Here is a 20,409-nt window from a genome sequence, read left to right on the forward strand (position 1 = left end):
ATGCGCCAGCCAAGAGAAGCATCGGATTGGATCCCAAAAGTGGACTCCACTTTTGGGTCCGATGCTCATGCTCCTGACGCGGGGCACCTTATCTCTGATGAGCCGGCAGCCCGATGCAACAGGAAATCGGCCTGAGGGCTAACGGATTGTTAACAAACCTTATTCGGCGGCCTCTTGGGCGGACTCCAGGGCCGCCAGATAGCGCTCCGCGTCCAGGGCAGCCATGCACCCCATGCCTGCCGAGGTCACAGCCTGCCGGTAGACGTCGTCGGTCACGTCGCCGGCGGCGAAAACGCCCGGGATGTTGGTCTCGGTCGAGGCGCCCTTCGTCTGGATGTAGCCGCCGGATTTCATATCGATCTGGCCTGTGAAAAGCTCGGTCGACGGCTTGTGGCCGATGGCGATGAAGACGCCGTCCGTCTTGAGGTCCGAGGTCTCGCCCGAGACGAGGTTCTTGAGGCGCACATGGGTGACGGAGGACGGGTTCTCGCTGCCGCAGATTTCCTCGACGGCGGAGTTCCAGACCACCTCCACCTTGGGATGCTTGAACAGCCTGTCCTGCAGGATGCGCTCGGCGCGCAAGCTGTCCCGGCGGTGCACCAGGGTAACCTTGGAGGCGAGATTGGCAAGATACAGTGCCTCCTCGACGGCGGTGTTGCCGCCGCCCACCACCACGACCTCCTTGCCCCGATAGAAGAAGCCGTCGCAGGTGGCGCAGGCCGAGACGCCGAAGCCTTGGAACTGTCCTTCGGAGGGCAGGCCCAGCCACCGGGCCTGGGCGCCTGTCGCGATGATCAGCGCGTCACAGGTGTAGGTCTCGCCGGAATCGCCCTCAAGCCGAAAGGGACGCTGCTTCAGGTCCACCTTGGTGATGTGGTCCGAGATCATGTGGGTGCCCACATGCTCCGCCTGCAGGCGCATCTGCTCCATGAGCCAGGGACCCTGGATCACGTCGGCGAAGCCCGGATAGTTCTCCACGTCCGTGGTGATCATGAGCTGCCCGCCGGGTTGGAAGCCCGAGATCATCACAGGCTCGAGGAGGGCGCGCGCTGCGTAGATCGCCGCCGTATATCCTGCTGGCCCCGAGCCGATGATGATGAGCTTGGCGTGAGAATGGGCCATCAGGTAGTCTCCAGTAAAAACGCGGTATCCGGCAACCCGAGTGCGCGGCGGTGACGGCCCAGACCCTGGGCAATAGCCGCTGCAACCTTGGGGGTTGAATTTAATGGTTCATAGGGCTGTCCTACAAGACGCCCCTCGAAAGGATGCACAATTCCATGGGCTTTTAGCCCCTTCATGTAAACATCAAGTTTAGGATGCCCGCCGGAGGGCTCGAACACCAGGATCGGCCTGCCCGTCACGGCGGCCTCGCCGATCATGTTGGTGGAGTCCGCCGTGGCGACGATGAAATCCGCAAGGCTCAAGAGAGCCACATATGGGTTGGGCCCGGTTCCATCCCAAAAGAAGCCATCATGCCTCGCAGTCAGGGCGACCAATGCCTCCCGGAGAGCCGGAGGCGTGCGACGGGATGCTGTCACCATCAATCCTGCTCCGGTCTCTGCCGCGGCGGTCAGATGCCCGACCAAGCGGGCAATGTCCGCTTGCGTGAACCGATGGTGCCGGCTGTCGCCCCCTGCCAGCACGGCGACACGGGGACGGGGGAGGTGCGCCAGGCGAGCGTCGGGATGGGTACGGGCGTCTTCGAGCTGCCGGGCTGAAATCCGGTGCGGCGGCGTCAGGGTGGTCATCACGTTCGGTCCCCGCAGGCGGTCGTATTCCGGAGACCAGATGAAGTCGGCAGTCTTCGGCCCCGTGCGGGGGTCCTTGAGGAAGACCGTGTAGGTTCGTCCGCCGGAAGCCCGCTTCACATGGCGCAGATAGGCTACCGCCCGGCGTCCCGACCCAATGAGAAGGTCCGGGAAAGGTGGAGTGAGGGGGCTGCCGGGAGCGCCTGGCCGCTCCCGGGGGTCGATGGGACCCCAGGGCATCGCCCAAGTGAAGGGTGGCTTCGGCCTGACCCGCCGGATCTCGGGGGTGAGGCCAAGAGCCTCGGCCACGCTGAGGGCCTGCAGCTCGTCCCCGGCCTTGCCATCGGTCAGCACCCAGGTGATAAGGCCAGCATCCTTGCGCAACATTCGATCAACGAGCCTGTGGAGTTCATGAGGTTTGTTGCGACTAAAATCGCCCGTCCTTCTTGTGCAGACCCTCTACACGGTCTACTCAGCCAAGACGAGTTTTTTACTTGATGCGGCATGATCCGGGCGGCCAGACGGTCCCCACCTCCTTTGATCGTGCCCTAGCGGAGTTACCGTGCGCGGACGCCTCGATTCCATCGACTGGGCTATCTTGAAAGAACTGCAGGCCGACGGCAGCATCACCAATGTGGAGCTGGCCCGTCGTGTGGGTCTGTCGGCACCCCCGTGCCTGCGCCGCGTGCGGGCGCTGGAGAGCGCCGGCATCATCAAGGCCTATCGGGCCATTCTCGACCCGAAGGGCTTAGGCTTCGAGATCGTCTGCTTCGCCATGGTGCAGCTCGACGTCCAGGGCAAAAAGGAGCTCAGGGAGTTCGAGCAGCACGTCAAGGGCTGGTCCATGGTCCGGGAGTGCTGGACCCTGTCGGGCGACATCGATTTCATCCTGAAATGCGTGGCGCCGAACCTGGGCGCCTTCCAGGGTCTCGTGTCGGAACTCACATCCCTGCCGAACGTGCGCAACGTCCGCACCGCGCTGACCCTCGACCTGATCAAGGACGAGCCCCTGGTCCCCATCGAGGACGTGGCGGAGGCCGAGGGCTAGGTTACGTGCTACCCCGGATCGACTTTGCCGTCCGGGATGACGCTTGTGAAAAGGTCAGATCTGCCGCCTGAGCCAGCGCACATAATGCTGCGCCACTGCGACCGCGCGGCCCTGTTCGTTGGGGGTGACGCTGCTTGCATGGGCATCGAGCACAGCCAGCATCGGGTGGCGCGCTAGAACCTCACCCCGCCGGCCCACGGCCAGGGCTTCACCTTCCACCGAGTCGTGGCCACCACCGCCATTGCCCCGTCGCAATGAGCCCCCGCCGCCAGGGAACGGCGTGAGGAAAACACCGGTCAGGCGCACAACCAGGCGAGGACCGCGCGGGTCCGCCCGGTCTGCAAAGGAGCGCCGCAACTCGTCGAGGGTAGCTGCGCCCACGAGATCGGCGAATGGCCCCAGGCCCTTGGCCTTGAGAACACTCACATCCACTGCGAACGACGAGAAAGCCTGCGGGAAGCTTTGGGCATGAGCGGGCAGGCCTGCGCCGGCAAGGCCGGCACAGGCGAGGCCGAGGAGGAAAGAGCGGCGGGATTGATGCAACCCGGCTTCGGACCGTCCCGGCATCCAGGAAGGCTGCCCGGTAGGATGAAGTTCGATCTTGGGCATGTTGTCTCTCATCGCTTCCCCTCCTAGGGCACTCCGTCCGGATCCTAGCAATCCTCCTCGCCCTATACGCTGGAAGTGGATCTCGGTCTCGGAGTTCCAAGCAGCGGCAACCCTACCGTCAAGAAGGTGATTGACTCGAATGTGCAACTATGTTGCGAATTCTGTGTGGGAAAGACGGACCCAGTCACGTCTTCGAAACATAAAATGAGGCATTCCATGAAAACGGCAATTCAAATCCTTGACGACGCTCAACTCAAGGATGTCGGGGGCGGTCAGTCGAGGATCATCTGCACCGTGTCGGAAGAGTTTATTACCTGCACGGGCAACGGGGTAACCGTTAGAACCCCTCGGACTGACAATAGGCGCGGCGGCGGAGGAACAGGCGGCGGAACCGGTGGGGGCGGCAATACCAATCGGGACCGCGGGGACATAGGCGGCGGCCGTTCAGGTCGCCGGTGGTAAGAACTTCAAACTGTCAGTGACGAACAAAGACGGCAGCGTAGGGATACGCTGCCGTTCGTACTTGGCACGGAGGCAATTGAGCAGGTGAGTTCCCGCTCAGCAATCTACCTGAACTGGACGCCGACAACCTCGTAGGATTTGCCGCCGCCGGGAGTCGAGACCTCCACGGTATCGCCGATGGTCTTGCCCATCAGGGCGCGGGCGATGGGGGACGCGACGGAGACGCGGCCCGAGCGCACGTCGGCTTCGGGCTCGCCCACGATCTGGTAGGTTTTCTCCTCCTCGGTGTCCTCATCCACGAGCTTCACGATGGCGCCGAACTTGATCCGGTCGCCCGAGAGCTTCGTGATGTCGATGACCTCGGCGCGGGAGATCAGGCTTTCCAGCTCAAGGATGCGGCCCTCGTTGAGGGACTGTGCTTCCTTTGCGGCATGATACTCGGCGTTTTCCGACAGGTCGCCAAGCGCGCGCGCTTCCGCGATCGCCTGGATGATCCGGGGGCGTTCAACCTGTTGCCTTTGCTTGAGCTCTTCCTCGAGCGCCGCAAAACCCTTGATCGTCAGAGGGACCTTGTCCATCGTTTGTCTCGTCCAAAAGAGGTACGAGGCCGCTGTTTCCAGCGCCCTCGCATGTCAACGAAAACTCCATCGAAGCTTCGCAGTTCCATTCCGGCCGAAGCCTCAGGCAAAATAGTCCTGAAGCGGCCGGACTTCGAGATCGCCGCTGAGGTAGGCTTGAATGCCCTCGGCCGCAGCGATCGCTCCTGCAAGAGTGGTGTAGTAAGGTATCTTATGCAAGAGGGCAGCTTGTCGTAGGGAGCGGGAATCCGACAGGGCGCCCGCGCCCTCGGTGGTGTTGAAGACCAGCTGGATGTCGCCGTTCTTGATGGCGTCCACCACATGAGGGCGGCCTTCGAGCACCTTGTTGAGCCGCGTCGCCTTGACGCCGTTCTCCTCAAGATATTTCTGGGTGCCGCCCGTCGCCACGATCCGGAAGCCGATCTCCTCGAGCATCCGAACCGTCGGCAGGATGCGGGGCTTGTCCGAGTCGCGCACCGAGACGAAGAGGGTCCCGGTCTTGGGGACCTGGCTGCCGGCGCCGAGCTGGCTCTTGGCAAACGCCACGCCGAAGCTCCTGTCGAGGCCGATCACCTCGCCCGTGGAGCGCATCTCCGGCCCGAGCAGCACGTCCACGCCCGGGAAGCGGGCGAAGGGGAAGACGGCTTCCTTGACGCCGATATGCGGCAGCTCCTTCGGGGTGAGGCCGAACTGCGCCAGATCCTCGCCGGCCATGACCCGGGCTGCGATCTTGGCGATGGGCTCGCCGATGACCTTGGCCACGAAAGGCACGGTGCGCGAAGCGCGGGGGTTCACCTCCAGCACGTAGATCGTGCCGTCCTTGATGGCGTACTGCACGTTCATCAGGCCGCCCACGTCGAGGGCCAGGGCCAGGGCCTTCGTCTGGCGCTCCAGCTCGGCGATGATCTCCGGCGACAGGGAGCGGGGCGGGAGCGAGCAGGCGGAATCGCCCGAGTGGATGCCTGCCTCCTCGATGTGCTCCATGATGCCGGCGATGAAGCTGTCCCGGCCGTCGCAGAGGCAGTCCACGTCCACCTCGATGGCGTCCGAGAGATAGCGGTCGAAGAGGAGCGGGTTCTTGCCCAGCACCGTGTTGATCTGGCCCGTCTTGTCGTTCGGGTAGCGGGCCTTCACGTCGGACGGGATCAGGCTCGGCAGGGTGCCGAGCAGGTAATCCTCGAACTGGGTCTCGTCGCGGATGATCGCCATGGCCCGTCCGCCGAGAACGTAGGATGGGCGCACCACGAAGGGCAGGCCCAGATCGGCGGCGATGAGGCGGGCCTGCTCCACCGAATAGGCGATGCCGTTCTTCGGCTGCTTGAGGTGCAGCTTGTCGAGGAGGCGCTTGAACCGGTCCCGGTCCTCGGCGAGATCGATGGCGTCCGGCGAGGTGCCCAGGATCCGCACGCCCGCCTCTTCCAGTGCATGGGCGAGCTTGAGCGGCGTCTGGCCGCCGAACTGGACGATGACGCCGTGCAGGGTGCCTTTGGACCGCTCCGTATCGATGATCTCCAGCACGTCTTCCTGCGTCAACGGCTCGAAATAGAGCCGGTCGGAGGTATCGTAGTCGGTGGAGACCGTCTCCGGGTTGCAGTTGATCATGATGGTCTCATAGCCTGCGTCCTTGAGGGCGAAGCAGGCGTGACAGCAGCAGTAATCGAACTCGATGCCTTGGCCGATGCGGTTCGGGCCGCCGCCGAGAATGATGACCTTCTTGGCGTCGGACGGGTTCGCCTCGTCCGCCGGCTGGCCGGCGAAGGGGGTCGTATAGGTCGAGTACATGTAGGCGGTGGGCGATGCGAATTCCGCCGCGCAGGTGTCGATGCGCTTGAAGACCGGGCGCACGGACAGCGACCGGCGCATGTCGCGCACCTCGGCCTCGGACTTGCCTGCGAGCACGGCAAGGCGCGCGTCCGAGAAGCCCAGCGCTTTGAGCTGGCGGAAGGCGCCGGGCGTCCGGGGCAGGCCGTGGGCCTTCACCTTCGTTTCCATGTCGACGATGCTCTGGAGCTGCTCCAGGAACCAGCGGTCGATCTTGCAGGACTCGTAGACCTCGTCATGGCTGATGCCGAGGCGCAGCGCCTGCGCGACCTTGAGGATCCGGTCCGGGGTCGGCGTGCCGAGGGCAGCCTTGATGGCGTTGCGGTCGTCGCCCTTGCCCATGCCTTCGATCTCGATCTCGTCGAGGCCGGTGAGGCCTGTCTCCAGCGAGCGGAGCGCCTTCTGCAGCGACTCCGGGAAGGAGCGGCCGATGGCCATGGCCTCGCCCACGGACTTCATGGCCGTGGTGAGGGTCGTCGAGGCACCCGGAAACTTCTCGAAGGCGAAGCGCGGGATCTTGGTGACCACGTAGTCGATGGTCGGCTCGAAGGAGGCCGGCGTCGCGCCGCCGGTGATGTCGTTGGCGATCTCGTCGAGCGTATAGCCGACGGCGAGCTTCGCTGCGACCTTGGCGATGGGGAAGCCTGTGGCCTTGGAGGCGAGCGCCGAGGAGCGCGACACACGCGGGTTCATCTCGATCACGATCATGCGCCCGTTTTCCGGGTTGATCGCGAACTGCACGTTCGAGCCTCCGGTCTCGACGCCGATCTCGCGCAGAACCGCCAGGGAGGCGTCGCGCATGATCTGGTATTCCTTGTCGGTGAGCGTGAGGGCCGGCGCCACCGTGATGGAATCGCCCGTGTGCACGCCCATCGGGTCAAAATTCTCGATGGAGCAGATGATGATGCAGTTGTCCGCCTTGTCGCGGACGACCTCCATCTCGTACTCCTTCCAGCCGAGCACGCTCTCCTCGATCAGCACCTCGTTGGTGGGGGAGGCGTCGAGGCCGCCTTCCACGATGCTGAGGAATTCCTCGCGGTTGTAGGCGATGCCGCCGCCGGTGCCGCCCATGGTGAAGGACGGGCGGATGATGGCGGGCAGGCCCACTTCGGCCAGTGCCAGCAGGGCTTCGCCCAGGGCGTGCTCCTGGTACCGCTTGCGGCGGTCGTTCTCGCCCGCATCCCACTTGAGCTTGTAGGCAGCGATGATGCGCTTCTTGTCGCCGGGATGCTCATCGAGGGCTTCCAGGCGGGCCAATTCGGCAAGGTAAGCGTCGCGGTCTGCCTTCTTGAGGGCCGAGGCGTTTGCAAGCCGCGACTTCGGCGTGTCGAGGCCGATCTTGGTCATGGCCTCCCGGAAGAGTTGGCGGTCCTCGGCCTTGTCGATGGCTTCCGCGGTCGCGCCGATCATCTCCACGTTGAACCGGTCGAGCACGCCCATTTTTTTAAGGGACAGGGCGCAATTCAGCGCCGTCTGGCCGCCCATGGTGGGCAGGATCGCGTCGGGACGCTCCTTCTCGATGATCTTGGCCACGATTTCGGGCGTGATCGGCTCCACATAGGTGGCGTGCGCGAGATCCGGATCCGTCATGATCGTGGCGGGGTTCGAGTTCACCAGGATGATGCGGTAGCCTTCCTCCTTCAGGGCCTTCACGGCCTGGGTGCCCGAATAATCGAACTCCACGGCCTGGCCGATGATGATCGGCCCGGCGCCGATGATGAGGATGGAGGAGATGTCTGTCCGCTTTGGCATTGGGCCACCCAGGCGTGTCCAGCCGCGCGGCCGTAAAGCTACGGCGCTTCAAGCGCAGCCGGGGTGTGTCAGATTGAAGGTTGAGAGAGGCTCTTACACGGACCTTGAGCAAATTCAAAGGCCTGAGCCATGATTTAGACAGGCTATCCCTATGCAGTACGATCTTCCAAGGACCACACATGGATGGAGTTGGGACAAGATGGCCATGACCGACGAGCCGCGCTGGACAGTGATCACAGGCGCATCCAGCGGGATCGGCGCGGAACTCGCCCGGGTTTTCGCAGCCCGAGGATCCCCTCTCGTCCTCACCGCACGGCGTCATGAAAGACTTGAGGCCCTGAGCGCCGAGATCGGGCAGGCCTATGGGGTTCCCGTCGAGGTCATGGCTCTCGACCTCGCGGACAGGGACGCACCCCAGGATCTCCACGAGATGCTCCAGGAGCGGGGAATCGCGGTCCATACCCTGGTGAACAACGCAGGCTTCGGGCTGAGGGGCTACTTTGCCTCTCTGCCTCATGAGCGTCAGGTTGCCATGATCGACCTCAATGTCACGGCGCTGGCTTCCCTCTGCCGCCTGATGCTGCCGGGCATGATCGAGCGCGGGCGGGGTGGGATCATCAATGTGGCGTCGACCGCAGCCTTCCAGGCCGGCCCTTACATGGCTGTCTATTACGCGACAAAGGCCTTCGTTCTGTCCCTCTCGGAGGCGCTGCACGACGAAGCCAAACCCCACGGCGTCACGGTGACGGCGCTCTGCCCCGGACCGACCGAGAGCGAGTTCTCCGAGACGGCAGGATTGAAGGATTCGCGGCTTTTCCGCTCAGGCGCCATGCTCCCGGCCGACGTCGCCCGCATCGGGGTCCAGGGCTACGAAGCGGGCCAGGCCATCGTCATTCCAGGCCTCACGAACAGGGCAGGCGCCTTCGGCGCGAAGTTCATGCCCCGTTTCGTGTCCCGCAGGATCGCCGGACTTCTTCAAGGGATGAGGTGACGCGCGCGGCGTAAATGGCTATCGAAGGGGCGTGACCGCACCTCGTCCCTTCCACCCCTTGGCCCGCCAGTTCACCGCGTTCTTCAGCGTGGGTGTCGCGGCGGCCATAGCCCATTACGGGCTCCTCATCGCCCTTGTGGAGAGCGGCGGCGTTCATCCCGTACCCGCGACCCTGGCCGGCTATGTGGCGGGAGGGCTGGTGTCCTATGTTCTCAACCGCAAACACACCTATGAGAGCGACCGGCCGCACCGGGAGGCGACTTGGCGTTTCGCCGCCGTGGCATTCGTCGGGTTCCTCGTAACCTGGTTCCTGATGCATGCCTTCACGGTCTGGCTCGATGGTCCCTATCTTCCCTCGCAGATCATCACCACAGGAGTCGTGATGCTGTGGAGCTTCATGGCGCACAAGATTTGGACGTTTGCCTAAGCTTTCAGCGTGTTTCACGGCTATCCGTGCGGTTCCAGGATTTCAGTGCAGGCCAGGGCTGCGTTCCGGCGGGTCGCCGAAATCTTTTTGCGGTGCAATATGAATGCAGCAGCAGCGCGGGTCCCATGCTGCTTGCCTCCCTCTCCCTTCGTTCACGAAAGATGCTGAGACCCTCATGTCCGACATGGCCATTGCCGACGAAGCCTGTCTCGCGAGGAGGGACGAGGCGCCCGCCGCTCCGCGTTCGCGCTTGGCCGTCGCGCTGATCGAACTGGCGCTCGCCGTCGGCAGCTTCGGGATCGGAACGGGAGAGTTCGCGATCATGGGCTTGCTGCCGAACCTTGCCCAGGAGTTCAACATCACGACGCCTGAAGCCGGGTATGCGATCAGCGCCTATGCGCTCGGGGTCGTGGTCGGCGCTCCGATCATCGCCGTGATGGCGGCAAAGCTCGCGCGCCAGACGCTTCTGCTGCTCCTGATGGCGGTCTTTGCGGTTGGCAATGCGGTCAGCGCCCTTGCGCCGAGCTTCGAGTCCTTCGTGGTCCTGCGGTTCCTGACCGGTCTGCCGCACGGGGCTTATTTCGGGGTGGCCGCCCTGGTGGCGGCGTCCCTGGTTCCGCCCAGCAAGCGCACCCAGGCCGTAGCGCGCGTGATGCTGGGCCTGACCGTCGCAACGCTTCTCGGCACCCCGGTGGCCACCTGGTTCGGGCAAGCCTTCAGCTGGCGCATCGCCTTCGGCGCCGTGGGCTTCATGGGGGCGCTTACGGTGGCGTTGATCTGGCTGTTTCTGCCGAAGGACAAGGTTCAGGAGGGCGCAAGCCCCATGCGGGAGCTGGGAGCCTTCCGGCGCAAGCAGGTCTGGTTTACCCTCGGCATCGGCGCCGTAGGCTTCGGCGGCCTGTTCTCCGTCTTCTCGTACATCGCCTCCACGGCGACTCAGGTTGCCGGCATGCCGGAAAGCGCCGTTCCGGTGATGATGGCCCTGTTCGGCTCGGGCATGATCGTCGGCAATCTCGTAGGCGGCTGGCTTGCCGACAAGAACCTGATGGCCACCATCGGCGGCACTCTCGCCGGCAGCGTTGTGGTGATGACGCTGCTCTGGCTGACGGCCGAAAACCCCTACATGCTCACGGCCTGCGTCTTCCTGGTCGGCTGCAGCGTCGCCATCGGTCCGGCCCTGCAGACCCGGCTCATGGACGTGGCGGCCGATGCCCAGACTCTAGCGGCGGCCCTGAACCACTCGGCCTTCAACGTCGCCAATGCGCTCGGCGCCTGGCTCGGCGGACTGGCCATTGCGGCCGGCTACGGCTTTGCCTCGACCGGATGGGTCGGAGCCGTGCTGGCCGTTGCAGGTCTTGCGGTGTTCGGCCTGTCGCTGGCGAGCGATCAGCGCTCGGTTGCGTCCTCGGCGTCGAGGTCCTGAACGGGGCGCCCGACGAATGTCATGCGCGCCGGATTGTGTCCTAGATTGCGCTCGGCGCGCTCGGGGCTGAACCCGGCATCGCTCAGGAGGTCGACGATTTCCTCCTCGCTGTACTGGGCAAGGCCGACCTCTTCTCGGATCCTGCGGTAATCCGAGAAGGCGGTGCGGGCGAGACCGGCAACGGCCGATCGCAGGAACCCGCCCCTCCAGGCGAAGGACAAAAGCGCCTTGGCGTCGGTAAGCGGACTGATGTCGGGCGGGATGATGTCGCCGAGGATCAGCCTGCCGCTATCCTTCAGCTTGTCCCGCGACAGCTTCAGCAGGCTCCGGAACTCGTCGAGGGAGAGATACTGCACCAGCGAGTTCACCACGATGAGATCGAGGGAGGCCTCCGGAAGTTCGGAGACGTCATCCGTCGAGACAACCGTAATGCGCGGATTGCTTCCGAATCGCTCCTTCAAGCGGTCGCGCACGAGGGGGGCGGCATCGCTCAGGTAGAGCCGGGCACATTTGGCCGCCACCTTGTCGGCAAAAAGGGCTTCGCCGCAGCCATAGTCGAGGACGATGGCATCCGGCGAGGAGATGAGCCCGATGATGTCGTTGGCGACCAGTCGGTAATGCAGGAGCTTGTGCCGCTCGCCCGTATAGATCGGGGTGTCTTGGTTCCAGTAGTCGCGCCAGTTCATCAAAGGACCATTCCGGCTGTTCTCAGGATTTCGCCAGGGACGAGGCCGAGTCATGAAGCTTGCCGCGCAGTTTCGCAACCTGCTCGGTGAGGCTGCGGGCTTCGTCGAAGGACAGGCCCAGCATGCAGCCGACATCCTGAGGAATATTCCTGGCCTTCTCCTTGAGGGCGCGGCCCGCATCCGTCAGCAGGATCCTGACCTGCCGCTCATCCTCCCGGTCGCGCTGGCGGCGAATGAGGCCTGCGGCTTCCAGACGCTTCAGCAGGGGAGTTAAGGTGCCTGAATCCAGGAACAGCTGCTCGCCGATGCTCTTCACGGGGAGATTGTCCCTCTCCCAGAGAATCAGCAGAACCACGTATTGCGGATAGGTCAGGCCCAACGGGTCCAGGAACTGGCGGTAGGCCCGGCTGAAGGCATGGGACACGGAATAGAAGGCGAAGCAAAGCTGATTGCTGAGGGCCAGGGGCTCTGTCGTCCTTGTCATCTCGGTCTCCGTTTCGGACATTCTATGGAAAAAATAGGTTGCGCACAATCTAAATTGATTGTACGAGTCCATTTCAGTTGGGCCCGATATGATTGTGTCCCAACGATATTGCGATCTGGCTTTCATGCGCAACAATCCAAGGAGCTTCCGATGACCCCTCTCTACACAGCTCATGCCTCGGCCCAGGGCGGACGCGAAGGCGTGGCTGCGTCCTCCGATGGAAAGCTCGAGGTTCGCCTCTCCACGCCGAAGGAGCTTGGCGGCGCGGGCGGGGAGGGCACCAATCCGGAGCAACTCTTCGCAGCCGGCTATTCGGCCTGTTTCCTGGGAGCGCTGAAGTTCGTGGCCTCGCAGAGCAAGATAGCCCTGCCGGCAGACGCTGCGGTCGAGGCCAAGGTCGGCATCGGCAAGCGCGATGACGGCGCAGGCTTCGGCCTCGTCGTCGAGCTGAAGACGAGCCTGCCGGGCTTGTCGCAGGAGCAGGCGACGGATCTGGTCCACCGGGCCGACGTGGTCTGCCCGTACTCTCACGCCATCCGCGGCAACGTGCAGGTTACGCTGTCGGTCTAAGGCATACTGATAAGCCGTAGGGGCAAAGGCCTCCTGCCTTCGCGGGCAGGAGGCCTTCTTACGTTCAGGTCCAGAGCTTCGTAAGCGGCCCGTTGGCTCCGTCGACCGGATCGGACGGCGGGAGCGGCACCTGCGCGATGCGCTGCTGAGACGCGTTGAGAGCCTTGGGATCGTCACGGACCGTGTCGTAGTCGGCTCCGCCCGGATAGGCGCCCACCACCGCGAAATCGTCGCTCGCGTTGATGAGCGCATGGGCGACCCCGGCCGGGATCACGATCACGTCGCCCATCGTGACGGCAACGAGATCGCCGTCCTCGCCGCCGAAGCGAATCTGCCCGGAGCCCGAAGCGACGCCGAGCACCTCATGGGTGTTGGGGTGATAATGATGGTAGTCGTGGATGCCGCCGAGCCACGCATTGGACCAGCCATTCTTGGCAAAGGTCGTCTTGAAAGCCTTGGTCGGATCGTCGGCGGACGGCGGGATCGCTCCGCGGCGGACGATCAGCGGCAGGGAAGAGTTCGGCACCATACCGTTGTTCTGGAAGACGTAAGTCTCCGTGCCGAGCGGCGCGTTATAGCCCCGCGGATCGCCATATCCTTTAGCCTGAGCCATGCGTATCTCCCTTCAAATCGGGGAGGGAACGCGCGGTTCAGGCGAAAGATCGAGCGGAGCCGTTCGAAACCTGAAAAGCCCTTACATGCCGATGAGCATGGCCGCGACGGCCCGGTCGATCGACAGATAGAACATGGCGAAGGCCACGATAGCCGCGATGGCGAACTCGACAGCCTGGTTCTTCAGCAGCCGGAACTGGGCAAACAGGTTCTGGCCGAAGATCGAGATCAACCACGCGGTCGTGAGCACCACCGGGAAAATGAAGAGATACGACCAGGTGCTCTCGACCGGGCCCACCGTGGCGGGGTCGATCAGCGGGCGGATGTTGCGCACCCATGGAGCGTAGACGGCGGCGTAGAGCGAGGTCACCCAGGAGAGGGCCACCGCAATGCCGAGGTGGAACGTGAACAGGTTGTGCAGCCGGCTGAACTCGCCGGAATCGTGATCGAAATTCATCGGAGAAACCCCCAAACCAAGGCCCGGAAACATTCATGTTTTATTGTTAATGACCGGTTAACGTGATTTGGGAGGCTGGCGCAACCGACCCGTTTGTCGCGGCGCCAGCCTTTACGGGCGTCAGGCTTGTGTCTTCTTCTGGTCCATCAGCTGCACGAAGCGGTCGAACAGGTAATGGCTGTCCTGCGGGCCGGGCGAGGCTTCCGGGTGGTACTGCACCGAAAAGGCCGGGCGATCGGTGAGCGAGATGCCGCAATTGGAGCCGTCGAACAGGGAAACGTGGGTTTCCATGGCGTTCGTCGGCAGGGTTTCCGGATCCACCGCAAAGCCATGGTTCATGGAGGTGATCTCGACCTTGCCGGTGGTCTTGTCCTTCACCGGATGGTTGGCCCCATGGTGGCCCTGGTGCATCTTCTTGGTCTTGGCGCCCACCGCCAGGCTCAGCATCTGGTGGCCGAGGCAGATGCCGAAGGTCGGGATCTTCTCGTCCAGCACCTTGCGGATCACCGGAACCGCATATTCGCCGGTAGCCGCCGGGTCGCCGGGGCCGTTGGACAGGAACACGCCGTCCGGCTTCAAGGCCAGAACGTCCTCGGCGGTGGCCGTGGCGGGCACCACCGTGACCTTGCAGCCGGCCCGCGCCAGGAGGCGCAGGATGTTGCGCTTCACGCCGTAGTCGATGGCAACCACGTGATGCTTGGGCGCGTCCGCCTGATGGCCGTAGCCCTCGCCCTTGGTCCAGGTGGTCTCGTCCCAGTCGAAGCGCTGGCCGCTGGTGACGAGGGGCACGAGATCGAGGCCGTCCATGGACGGGAGGGCAGCGGCCTTGGCCTTGAGAGCTTCGATGTCGAACCGGCCCTCCGGGTCGTGGGCGATGACCGCGTTCGGCATGCCCCTGTCGCGGATCAGCGCGGTGAGCGCCCGGGTGTCGATGCCGGAGAGGCCCACGATGCTGCGGGCCTTCAGCCAGGCGTCGAGGTCGCGGGAGGCGCGCCAGTTGGACGGCTCGGTGATGGTGGCGGCGAGCACCACGCCGCGGACGCCCGAGGACGAGGCGGCGTTCACGCTCTCGACGTCTTCCTCGTTGGTGCCCACATTGCCGATATGCGGGAAGGTGAAGGTGATGATCTGCCCGGCATAGGATGGGTCCGTCAGGATCTCCTGGTAGCCCGTCATAGCGGTGTTGAAGCAGACCTCGCCGGTGGCCTCGCCCACGGCGCCGATGCCGAAGCCTTCGAGAGCCGTGCCGTCCTGGAGCACGAGAACGGCTGTGGCGCGCGGCTCTGTCCAGCCACCCGAGAGGGACCCGGCGGTGTCTTTGTCTTGCAGCATCGTATTGATCTCTTGTAAGTCCGGGGCCAACCGGCCGTGCTTGAGCAGGCCATTAGGGCTGCCCTTGAACTACCCCCGTGACTTAAGGGGCCGTTCGCGTCCCGTCAACGCTCAAGCGTCTTAAAACAGAAGGAGATACCCATGCTGCGCGAACGTTTCACCACCGAGATGAAGGAGGCCATGAAGGCCGGCGACAAGAGCAGGCTCGGCGCGATCCGCCTGATCCAGGCCGCCCTGAAGGACAAGGACATCGAGGCTCGCGGCGCCGGCAAGGAGCCCCTGTCCGACGAGGAAATCCTGGCCCTCCTGCAGAAGATGGTGAAGCAGCGCCAGGAATCGATCCTCATGTACGAGCAGGGCGGCCGCACCGAACTCGCCCAGCAGGAGAAGGACGAGGTCGCGGTGATCACCTCTTACCTGCCGCAGCAGATGGACGAGGCCGAGACGAAGGCCGCCATCGAGGCCGCCATCGCCGAGACGGGCGCCGCCTCCATGAAGGACATGGGCAAGGTCGTGGGCGTCCTGCGCGGCAAGTATGCGGGCCGCATGGATTTCGCCAAGGCGAGCGGCCTCGTGAAGGACATGCTGCCGAAGGGCTAACGACGCCTCTCATCCCGGACGGTGAAGCCGGTCCGGGATCGTCTGACGAGTGTAGCGCTGGTTTCCCTCCCCCTTGCGGGGAGGGGGGTGCCGCGCAGCGGCCGGGTGGGGGGTGAGCGATAGCCTGTGAGGCACTGGCGCCCACGCCCCCACCTCCAACTCCTCCCCACAAGGGGGAGGAGGGTTCGCTGACATGCGGCAGACCAAAGACAAGTCTCGGGCAAGGCCGAGGCTTGTGGGCAGGAGGGCTCCAGGGCCAGTCTGGGCGAGGCTCTCTCTCTATGCCGCGGCCGCTGGGGCCGTCAGGCTTTCGACGATCCCTTGCGTCTTGACCACCTCGGCGAACTCGAACCGCAGGGTCGCCACATGGACGTCGTGGTTCGTCCGGGCCGGGATGATTCCGCCCGTGCCGTCGGGCAGGTCGAAGCAGTCGCAGGCGTCCTCGACGAGGACCATCCTGTAGCCGAGATTGGCCCCAACCCGGATCGTGGTCGACACGCACATGTCGGTCGAGATGCCGAACACCACGACCGTGCGGATGCCGAGCCGCCTCAGGCGCAGGTCCAGGTCGGTTCCGATGAAGGCGGCGTTGACGCCCTTCGAGATCACGGGTTCCCCGCCCCGGGGCTCGAAGCCCGGCCGGAAGGCATTGCCGGGCTGGCCGGGCGCGAGCGTCGAGCCGGGAGCGACCGAATCATGCCTCACATGGATGACCGGAAGGCCCTGGGAACGCCAGGCGGCGAGAACGGCCTGGCCGTTCCGGTCGACGGCGCTGTTCCAGCGGCGGGGCCACGGGGAGGCGTCGAAGGCTTGCTGCATATCGACCGGCAGAAGAACGGCGTCGGTATAGGTCATGAGGTATCTCCTTGCTCCCAAGTCTTCTTGCCCCCAAGTCTTCGCGCGTTCCGGTGCCGGTTTCACTAGACAAGATGACCGGCCGACCGGCTAAGTGTCGGTCAAGCGGCTTGCAGGACGGCAGTTGGGGCATGGTGCTGGACGATAAAGACAAGATCCTGATCGCAGCCTTGCGCAAGAATGCGCGTGAAAGCATGGTGGGCCTGGCCCGCAGCGTCGGGCTGTCGCGCAGCGCAACCCAGGAGCGGATGCGCCGCCTGGAGCGGGACGGCGTGATCAGGTCCTACACGGTGGAACTCGCCTCCGCGCACGACCCTGCCGTGCGCGCCATGATCGCCATCACGTTCGACGCGGGCTTCCGCTGCAAGCAGGTTGTTCCCCACCTCGCCAGGATCCCGGAAATCACGTCCTGCCAGTCCCTGACGGGATCCATCGACCTCATGGCGATGGTGGCCTGCGACTCGAACGCGACCCTCAACCGGGTTCGCGAGTCCGTCGCCGCCGTGCCGGGGGTGGCCACCGCCACGACCCACATCGTTCTCGCAACGGAATGGGCACGGGATTAGGCAGGCCTGGCTGTCTCGCGGCAGCAGCGACTTGTCAAAGATCCAGCGCCTTCGGGCCCGCAGCCTTGGGCTGCGGGCCGTCCGGTCACACGAGGGTGGCGCGTAGGGCAGCCCGGCTCGCTGTGGTATGTGGAAGGAAGAGCCGAACTGCCTCTTCGCGCACGGTTCTTTTCAGGCGGACTGGTGCGACCGGTGCGGCGCTGGCCCAAGGCGGCCATGCTGGAGGCCTTGGGCCCAACCCGCTTCCGGCCCCTCACCAGGGCCTCCTGCCCCATGAGCCTGCGTCACGCTCATGCACAGGACCGTGCCTGCTCCCACACTGCGACGCCTCGCGAGCGCGCCCCTCGTCAGGACCAGGCTGTGCAACGATATAGCTAAGGTTGCCGCAGATGTCAAGAACAAAAGTGGAACATTGCACCGGCTCAGCCGTGTCGTGCCTGCGTAAGGCGACATCCAGAGCCAGGATGGTCGCAGGAGATGGCGGCGCGCCCTGCTCTTGTTCTGCGTCGTCAGCGGCTATGGATCCCCTTCCCTCGCTGCGCTCGCCGGGGATGACAGCGGCGTGCTGCCCCCGCTGCTCTGCCCCGTTGCTCCGCCCTCAGTGTCATTCCCGGCCGGAGCGTCAGCGGAGGGGAAGGGAATCCATAACACCGCGCATGTAGGAGGAATCCCCTCCAGGCCTTCTGCCGCCGGGGATGACACGGAGGGTGGCATCCAGGCTCAGGCGAAGCGATCGGTCGCGGCAACGATGCTCTGGGTCATGCCTGGATCGCGCGCATCGTGACCGGCCTCGCTGACGACGACGAGCTCGCTGCCCGGCCAATGCTGCTTGAGCTGCCAGGGGGTGACGAGCGGGCCGCCGATATCGAGCCTGCCGTGGATGAGAATGCCGGGGATGCCCGCCAGGAGCCCTGCGTCGCGCACCAGGGCTCCGTCCTCCAGCCAGGCCTTGTGGCGCCAGTAATGGGTCACCAGGCGCGCGAAACTTAGACGGAAGGCCGGGTCCTCGTATCGCGGGTGCGGCTTATGGGCGGGATGCACGGCGACCACCGCCATCTCCCAGTCGCACCAGTCCCGCGCGGCCCTGTGGTGGACGGCGGGATCCGGGTGCATGAGGAGGCGATGGTAGGCCTCCACGAGACTTCCGTCCCGGTCGGCCTCCGGGACACCATCCCGAAAACGGACCCATGCTTCGGGAAAGAATGCCCCGGCCCCTCGGGTGATCCACTCGATTTCGGACGCGGTGGTGGTGGCGATGCTGAACAGCACCATTGCGCTCACGCGCTCGGGATGCCGCTCGGCATAGGCCAGCGCCAGGGTCGAGCCCCACGACCCGCCCAGCACCAGCCACCGCTCGATCCCGAGATGCCGCCGCAGCCGCTCGATGTCGGCGAGCAGGTGCGAGGTGGTGTTGGTCGAAAGATCGTGGGCCGGGTGGCTGGCATGGGGCGTGCTGCGCCCGCTTCCGCGCTGATCGAACAGAACGATGCGGTATGCGCGCGGGTCGAAATATCGCCGCGCGTTCGCGGTGCAGCCGGAGCCGGGGCCGCCGTGAAGGACGAGAGCGGGCTTGCCGGCAGGGTTGCCGCAGGCCTCCCAGTACACGCGATGCCCATCCCCAGCATCGATCATGCCGGACGCATAGGGTTCCAGGGGCGGGTAGAGATCAGACATTGGGCTCTGGACCGATCATGCGCGCCCATTCCTTCGACCACGCTCCGAGGGGAACGAGCAGTTCGTATAGCTCGATGCCCTTGGGCTTTGCACGATATCCTTCACCGGAATGCTCGACGAGGCCGGCCTGCCGCAATTCCTTCAGCCGCGTGTTCAGAACCGTGGGTGAGATGGATCCGCATCGTTCCTGAAGCTCGCGGAAGGTGCAGGGGCCATCCTTGCACAGGGTCCACAGGATACCCATCGCCCATCTGCGACCGAGGAGGTCGAACAGGGCCATGATGGGAGCGCCGGATTGGGAGCCCCGGACGGGTTTTCCGGGAATGGGGAGCTTGGTCATGTCCGATCCGCTGCTACAATAATGGTAGCATTCGAGCCTGGCATCGTCTAAGGAGATGCTACTGATTAAGTAGCGTGTGCCGGGAAAGATCTCAAGATGTCGGTTTTGGCGATAACAGCGGCTCTTGGAGCCTCGTTCAGCTGGGCGGCGGGCGCCATGATCGCCCATGCGCCTGCAAGACGGCTGGGGGCTTTCGAGTTCACGCGAACGCAACTGATCAGCTCATCCGCCCTCCTGCTGTTGATTGCCAGTATCGCCGGCTCCTGGCCCTCGGTCGCCTGGGACCACTGGCCAGGATTCGCGACGAGCAGTCTGGTGGGAGTCCTCCTGGGCAACCTCGCCATGGTCGCCTGCTTGCAGCGGGGCGGACCCAGGCGGACGCAGCTGCTTGCCGCCATGAGCGCGCCGATTGCGATGGTGCTGGGCTATCTCTTCCTTGGAGAGACCATATCGCCGCAAAAGCTTGCCGGCGCCGCCCTGGCCCTGGGTGGGGCAGGCTTGGCGATCATGTACGGTCTCGGAGCCGGGGGGCTCGAGCCTGCGGTCGGATCCTTGCCGCGGATCGTCATTCTTGGGCTTGCGTCGGCGACGTGCCAAGCCATTGGCCTGATCGCACTCAAGCCCGCCCTGCTGGCCGGTACCGAACCGTTCGCGGCATCCGCTCTGCGGACGACCGGCGGGGCATTCGCCATGGCGCTGATTGCGTTGTGGCCCTTGGCTGCCTTCCAGTCGGCCACGAAACCGACGGGAAGGCTCATTCTATGGGCCATACTCCCCGGCTTCCTGGGCTATGTCGTTGCTGTGAGCCTTCTGCTCTATGCCGTTCGCAGCTATGAAACAGGGGTTGCGGCGGCGCTGGGTTCCGTCTCGCCCATCATCATGCTGCCGATGATTTGGTTCAACACGAAACGGCGTCCGCCCTTGCAGGCGTGGATCGGCGCCATCCTCGTCGTTCTCGGAACAGGGCTCATTCTCGTCTCATGAGCGGGCAGGCTCGGGTAAGGCGCAGGGAGGGTGGCCGGGATCAGTCCTTGTCCAGCATGCGCCTCACCTTGGCGGCCAGTTCGGCATAGGTGAAGGGCTTTCCGATCAGGTGCATCCCGGGATCGAGGCGGCCGTGGTGGACGATGGCGTTCGCCGTGTAGCCCGTGGTGAACAGAACCGGAAGCTCAGGCCTGCGCCGGACAACCTCGTCGGCGAGCACGCGCCCGTTCATCCCGTTGCCGAGAACCACATCCGTGAAGAGCAGCTCGATCTCCGGGTGCCGTTCGACGATCTGCAGGGCCTCCCGTCCGCTGGCGGCCTCGAGAACCCGGTATCCGAGATCGCAAAGCGCCTCGACCGTGTAGGCGCGAAGATCCGGCTCATCCTCCA

Annotated in this window: 22 protein-coding genes; 8 read left to right on the forward strand and 14 right to left on the reverse strand. The window is 64.5% G+C overall.

Annotated features, from left to right (window positions below; genetic code table 11):
* Window positions 1-159: 159 nt before the first annotated feature.
* Window positions 160-1,122 carry a thioredoxin-disulfide reductase gene (trxB, locus tag JKG68_RS18335; protein WP_202062426.1) on the reverse strand — a complete coding sequence of 321 codons (963 nt, stop codon included), beginning with the start codon at window positions 1,120-1,122 and terminating at the stop codon, window positions 160-162.
* The gene (locus tag JKG68_RS18340; protein ID WP_202062428.1) at window positions 1,122-2,135 is read right to left on the reverse strand and encodes a mitochondrial fission ELM1 family protein; all 1,014 of its coding nucleotides are present in this window, start codon (window positions 2,133-2,135) and stop codon (window positions 1,122-1,124) included. Before JKG68_RS18340 ends, trxB begins: the two co-directional genes overlap by 1 nt.
* A 175-nt stretch (window positions 2,136-2,310) precedes the next feature.
* Between JKG68_RS18340 and JKG68_RS18345 the strand changes: the two genes are divergently transcribed.
* On the forward strand, window positions 2,311-2,796 hold the full coding sequence (locus JKG68_RS18345; protein WP_202062430.1) for an Lrp/AsnC family transcriptional regulator: 486 nt from the start codon (window positions 2,311-2,313) through the stop codon (window positions 2,794-2,796).
* A 54-nt stretch (window positions 2,797-2,850) separates the two neighbouring features.
* On the opposite strand, the gene JKG68_RS18350 is transcribed toward JKG68_RS18345, so the two are convergent.
* The 3 genes from JKG68_RS18350 to carB all read right to left on the reverse strand — a co-directional run bounded on the left by JKG68_RS18350 (window position 2,851) and on the right by carB (window position 8,018).
* Window positions 2,851-3,405, reverse strand: coding sequence for a twin-arginine translocation signal domain-containing protein (locus tag JKG68_RS18350; protein ID WP_202062432.1), 555 nt, complete (start codon window positions 3,403-3,405; stop codon window positions 2,851-2,853).
* Window positions 3,406-3,971: 566 nt separating this feature from the next.
* Complete coding sequence (greA, locus tag JKG68_RS18355; RefSeq protein ID WP_202062434.1) at window positions 3,972-4,445, reverse strand: transcription elongation factor GreA; 474 nt, start codon at window positions 4,443-4,445, stop codon at window positions 3,972-3,974.
* A 102-nt stretch (window positions 4,446-4,547) separates the two neighbouring features.
* Window positions 4,548-8,018, reverse strand: a complete 3,471-nt coding sequence (carB, locus tag JKG68_RS18360; protein WP_202062436.1) for a carbamoyl-phosphate synthase large subunit — start codon at window positions 8,016-8,018, stop codon at window positions 4,548-4,550.
* A gap of 199 nt (window positions 8,019-8,217) precedes the next feature.
* Between carB and JKG68_RS18365 the strand changes: the two genes are divergently transcribed.
* From JKG68_RS18365 to JKG68_RS18375, 3 genes are all read left to right on the forward strand, one after another.
* On the forward strand, window positions 8,218-9,009 hold the full coding sequence (locus tag JKG68_RS18365; protein WP_202062438.1) for an SDR family NAD(P)-dependent oxidoreductase: 792 nt from the start codon (window positions 8,218-8,220) through the stop codon (window positions 9,007-9,009).
* Between the two features lie 31 nt (window positions 9,010-9,040).
* Window positions 9,041-9,436, forward strand: a complete 396-nt coding sequence (locus JKG68_RS18370; protein ID WP_202062440.1) for a GtrA family protein — start codon at window positions 9,041-9,043, stop codon at window positions 9,434-9,436.
* 184 nt (window positions 9,437-9,620) lie between these two features.
* A complete protein-coding gene (locus JKG68_RS18375; RefSeq protein ID WP_376773170.1) occupies window positions 9,621-10,859 on the forward strand; it encodes an MFS transporter in 1,239 nt (412 codons plus the stop codon).
* On the opposite strand, the gene JKG68_RS18380 is transcribed toward JKG68_RS18375, so the two are convergent.
* Window positions 10,823-11,545, reverse strand: a complete 723-nt coding sequence (locus JKG68_RS18380; protein WP_202062444.1) for a class I SAM-dependent methyltransferase — start codon at window positions 11,543-11,545, stop codon at window positions 10,823-10,825. The two genes, JKG68_RS18375 and JKG68_RS18380, sit on opposite strands and share 37 nt — an antisense overlap.
* A gap of 22 nt (window positions 11,546-11,567) precedes the next feature.
* Window positions 11,568-12,029: a MarR family winged helix-turn-helix transcriptional regulator gene (locus tag JKG68_RS18385; protein WP_202062446.1), complete on the reverse strand. Its 462-nt coding sequence runs from the start codon at window positions 12,027-12,029 to the stop codon at window positions 11,568-11,570.
* Between the two features lie 150 nt (window positions 12,030-12,179).
* On the opposite strand from JKG68_RS18385, the gene JKG68_RS18390 reads away from it, so the two are divergent.
* Window positions 12,180-12,599, forward strand: coding sequence for an organic hydroperoxide resistance protein (locus JKG68_RS18390; RefSeq protein ID WP_202062448.1), 420 nt, complete (start codon window positions 12,180-12,182; stop codon window positions 12,597-12,599).
* Between the two features lie 64 nt (window positions 12,600-12,663).
* On the opposite strand, the gene JKG68_RS18395 is transcribed toward JKG68_RS18390, so the two are convergent.
* The 3 genes from JKG68_RS18395 to carA form a co-directional block, all read right to left on the reverse strand.
* Window positions 12,664-13,212: a cupin domain-containing protein gene (locus JKG68_RS18395; protein WP_202062451.1), complete on the reverse strand. Its 549-nt coding sequence runs from the start codon at window positions 13,210-13,212 to the stop codon at window positions 12,664-12,666.
* 81 nt (window positions 13,213-13,293) lie between these two features.
* Window positions 13,294-13,668 (reverse strand): hypothetical protein, encoded by a 375-nt coding sequence (locus tag JKG68_RS18400; protein ID WP_202062453.1) that lies wholly within the window; start codon window positions 13,666-13,668, stop codon window positions 13,294-13,296.
* A gap of 120 nt (window positions 13,669-13,788) precedes the next feature.
* Complete coding sequence (carA, locus tag JKG68_RS18405; RefSeq protein ID WP_202062455.1) at window positions 13,789-15,000, reverse strand: glutamine-hydrolyzing carbamoyl-phosphate synthase small subunit; 1,212 nt, start codon at window positions 14,998-15,000, stop codon at window positions 13,789-13,791.
* A gap of 141 nt (window positions 15,001-15,141) precedes the next feature.
* Here carA and JKG68_RS18410 point away from each other — a divergent pair, with 141 nt between their 5' ends.
* Window positions 15,142-15,600, forward strand: coding sequence for a GatB/YqeY domain-containing protein (locus tag JKG68_RS18410; protein WP_202062457.1), 459 nt, complete (start codon window positions 15,142-15,144; stop codon window positions 15,598-15,600).
* Window positions 15,601-15,879: 279 nt separating this feature from the next.
* Here JKG68_RS18410 and JKG68_RS18415 read toward each other — a convergent pair whose 3' ends face one another.
* Window positions 15,880-16,455, reverse strand: coding sequence for a cysteine hydrolase family protein (locus JKG68_RS18415; RefSeq protein ID WP_202062459.1), 576 nt, complete (start codon window positions 16,453-16,455; stop codon window positions 15,880-15,882).
* Between the two features lie 131 nt (window positions 16,456-16,586).
* On the opposite strand from JKG68_RS18415, the gene JKG68_RS18420 reads away from it, so the two are divergent.
* Window positions 16,587-17,021 (forward strand): Lrp/AsnC family transcriptional regulator, encoded by a 435-nt coding sequence (locus JKG68_RS18420; RefSeq protein WP_202062461.1) that lies wholly within the window; start codon window positions 16,587-16,589, stop codon window positions 17,019-17,021.
* Between the two features lie 720 nt (window positions 17,022-17,741).
* Here the strand turns inward: JKG68_RS18420 and pip are convergent.
* Both pip and JKG68_RS18430 read right to left on the reverse strand, forming a co-directional pair.
* Window positions 17,742-18,695 (reverse strand): prolyl aminopeptidase, encoded by a 954-nt coding sequence (gene pip, locus JKG68_RS18425; RefSeq protein WP_202062463.1) that lies wholly within the window; start codon window positions 18,693-18,695, stop codon window positions 17,742-17,744.
* On the reverse strand, window positions 18,688-19,035 hold the full coding sequence (locus JKG68_RS18430) for a winged helix-turn-helix transcriptional regulator (protein ID WP_202062465.1): 348 nt from the start codon (window positions 19,033-19,035) through the stop codon (window positions 18,688-18,690). Before JKG68_RS18430 ends, pip begins: the two co-directional genes overlap by 8 nt.
* Window positions 19,036-19,131: 96 nt before the next feature.
* Here JKG68_RS18430 and JKG68_RS18435 point away from each other — a divergent pair, with 96 nt between their 5' ends.
* Window positions 19,132-20,019, forward strand: coding sequence for an EamA family transporter (locus JKG68_RS18435; RefSeq protein WP_202062467.1), 888 nt, complete (start codon window positions 19,132-19,134; stop codon window positions 20,017-20,019).
* A 40-nt stretch (window positions 20,020-20,059) separates the two neighbouring features.
* On the opposite strand, the gene JKG68_RS18440 is transcribed toward JKG68_RS18435, so the two are convergent.
* On the reverse strand, window positions 20,060-20,409 hold a 350-nt coding region (locus JKG68_RS18440), incomplete at its 5' end, for a response regulator (RefSeq protein WP_202062469.1).

The sequence above is a fragment of the Microvirga aerilata genome, assembly GCF_016743775.1.
GTDB classification, from domain to species: Bacteria; Pseudomonadota; Alphaproteobacteria; order Rhizobiales; family Beijerinckiaceae; genus Microvirga; species Microvirga aerilata.

Coding starts and splice junctions, on each gene's coding strand:
- pip (WP_202062463.1), bottom strand. CDS start 18,695: ATGTCTGATCTCTACCCGCCCCTGGAACCCTATGCGTCCGGCATGATC.
- JKG68_RS18395 (WP_202062451.1), bottom strand. CDS start 13,212: ATGGCTCAGGCTAAAGGATATGGCGATCCGCGGGGCTATAACGCGCCG.
- JKG68_RS18385 (WP_202062446.1), bottom strand. CDS start 12,029: ATGACAAGGACGACAGAGCCCCTGGCCCTCAGCAATCAGCTTTGCTTC.
- JKG68_RS18430 (WP_202062465.1), bottom strand. CDS start 19,035: ATGACCAAGCTCCCCATTCCCGGAAAACCCGTCCGGGGCTCCCAATCC.
- JKG68_RS18420 (WP_202062461.1), top strand. CDS start 16,587: ATGGTGCTGGACGATAAAGACAAGATCCTGATCGCAGCCTTGCGCAAG.
- trxB (WP_202062426.1), bottom strand. CDS start 1,122: ATGGCCCATTCTCACGCCAAGCTCATCATCATCGGCTCGGGGCCAGCA.
- JKG68_RS18380 (WP_202062444.1), bottom strand. CDS start 11,545: ATGAACTGGCGCGACTACTGGAACCAAGACACCCCGATCTATACGGGC.
- carB (WP_202062436.1), bottom strand. CDS start 8,018: ATGCCAAAGCGGACAGACATCTCCTCCATCCTCATCATCGGCGCCGGG.
- JKG68_RS18365 (WP_202062438.1), top strand. CDS start 8,218: ATGGCCATGACCGACGAGCCGCGCTGGACAGTGATCACAGGCGCATCC.
- JKG68_RS18350 (WP_202062432.1), bottom strand. CDS start 3,405: ATGCCCAAGATCGAACTTCATCCTACCGGGCAGCCTTCCTGGATGCCG.
- carA (WP_202062455.1), bottom strand. CDS start 15,000: ATGCTGCAAGACAAAGACACCGCCGGGTCCCTCTCGGGTGGCTGGACA.
- JKG68_RS18410 (WP_202062457.1), top strand. CDS start 15,142: ATGCTGCGCGAACGTTTCACCACCGAGATGAAGGAGGCCATGAAGGCC.
- greA (WP_202062434.1), bottom strand. CDS start 4,445: ATGGACAAGGTCCCTCTGACGATCAAGGGTTTTGCGGCGCTCGAGGAA.
- JKG68_RS18415 (WP_202062459.1), bottom strand. CDS start 16,455: ATGACCTATACCGACGCCGTTCTTCTGCCGGTCGATATGCAGCAAGCC.
- JKG68_RS18390 (WP_202062448.1), top strand. CDS start 12,180: ATGACCCCTCTCTACACAGCTCATGCCTCGGCCCAGGGCGGACGCGAA.
- JKG68_RS18340 (WP_202062428.1), bottom strand. CDS start 2,135: ATGTTGCGCAAGGATGCTGGCCTTATCACCTGGGTGCTGACCGATGGC.
- JKG68_RS18435 (WP_202062467.1), top strand. CDS start 19,132: ATGTCGGTTTTGGCGATAACAGCGGCTCTTGGAGCCTCGTTCAGCTGG.
- JKG68_RS18375 (WP_376773170.1), top strand. CDS start 9,621: ATGGCCATTGCCGACGAAGCCTGTCTCGCGAGGAGGGACGAGGCGCCC.
- JKG68_RS18400 (WP_202062453.1), bottom strand. CDS start 13,668: ATGAATTTCGATCACGATTCCGGCGAGTTCAGCCGGCTGCACAACCTG.